Here is a 1,506-nt window from a genome sequence, read left to right on the forward strand (position 1 = left end):
CTCGACTTGGCAAGATCGTTTGATTCAGACAATTCTGTCTAAGCTGAGAAAGGTTATGTACTCGTTTTATTATGATATCGCTATCTGAACAACCTCGGTATAGAAATCACACAGTTTATTGAATGAGATATATGGTCTATAATCTGTAATAAAGAAATTCGCAATAGAGGACCACGAGTAAAAATAGACACGTTCACGCACGGCCTCTCGTCGCTCCGCTCGCGGGAGCGACGAGTCGATCTCTTCGGTGATTTGGAATACTGTCTCTGCAGTAAGATCGGCTTGTGCGTGATTGAGGCGGACGCTGAGTCCGCCTCCATCTTCCCAAAAGCCGACGTCTGCTTGCTCATTGAGCGTTACCAGCGTCCATGCGAGAAACACGAGCTGGATGTAGCGTTCGATTCCCTGTTTTCCCCATAGCTCGTACTGTTTGAAGCCGAATTGCTTATTCGACTCCTCGTGGACCGTTTCGATATTCCAGCGATGCTCGACGAGTTCGAGGATCTCGGCCGCTGGCCGGCCGAGATCCGTACTGATGTAGTGGCGAGTCACATCGTCCGTCTTGCTCGTTACCGATTTCACCCGGCCAAGTCCTTCGATTTCCACGATTTCACTCGCCACGCTATACGTTTTCTTGCGCCCCCGCACAGTGATCGTGACGTCTTCGTACTCCAGCGTCGATGCGAAGTCATCGACGCGGAGGTCCCAGACGACACCCACTGGAGAGACGTGATAGCTTGATTTGTAGCGACAGACGACGTCATACCCTTGATTTGTGATTTGTTTGACCTTGTCGCCAGCGTAGTACGCCGAGTCGAACACGACAGTGAGAGCCGCTCCAGACGGAATCTGGAGCGGCGTCACGATCTTCTCAACCGCAATCTCGGTTTTCTTCTTGAACGGCTCGTCGAAATCTGGCGCAAGCTCCTCTTTGATGTACATTCGCGCGAGATATGGAAAATATATCTCCCCAACTTGGAGACACGACGTGACGAATTTGTTCCCGAGCTCGGTTTCTCCTTTGACTGGATTGTACAACCGGGCGACGCCATCGGTGGCGTCGCCGGTTTTTGAGACGTGGGTATCGTCGATGTGGAGAAGAATCTCGTCACCAGCCCCGACGTCGAGTTGGTCGAAAATGTACGCAGCTTGGTGCTGAGCGAGATCAATGGCTGACCACACAGCGTCACCGAGAAAGTAGCGATAGGTGCGGCTGGATTTCGCGTCCGCATCGGGACGCGAAATCCCGCGGGCAAGTTCACTCACGGTGTGGCGAGATTCGGTCTTGATAACTGCACTCACGAACGCGACGAACGAGGTAACGTTGCGACGATCAGAGAAAACTGACTCGAACGACGCCAAGGCTTGTGCAACCCACGGAGGGAGTCGAGAGACACCGAGCATATTGCGAGAACATCAGAACCGCATCAAGAACCATTGTTCGATGCGACTATCTACTGCTCGCTGACCCGTCAGCGAGCGTAGGAAAGAGTTGCCAAGTCGAGC

General features: G+C 52.6%; 1 protein-coding gene. It reads right to left on the minus strand.

Annotated features, from left to right (window positions below):
• Nucleotides 1-69: 69 nt before the first annotated feature.
• Nucleotides 70-1,404, minus strand: a complete 1,335-nt coding sequence (locus ACQUQO_RS18165; protein WP_435080054.1) for an IS701 family transposase — start codon at nt 1,402-1,404, stop codon at nt 70-72.
• Nucleotides 1,405-1,506 lie beyond the last annotated feature (102 nt).

The organism is Halococcus sp. AFM35 (genome assembly GCF_051195015.1).
Lineage (GTDB): Archaea > Halobacteriota > Halobacteria > Halobacteriales > Halococcaceae > Halococcus.

What these genes read in the sequence shown, in the direction of transcription:
- ACQUQO_RS18165 (WP_435080054.1), bottom strand. Translation starts at nt 1,404, where the DNA reads ATGCTCGGTGTCTCTCGACTCCCTCCGTGGGTTGCACAAGCCTTGGCG.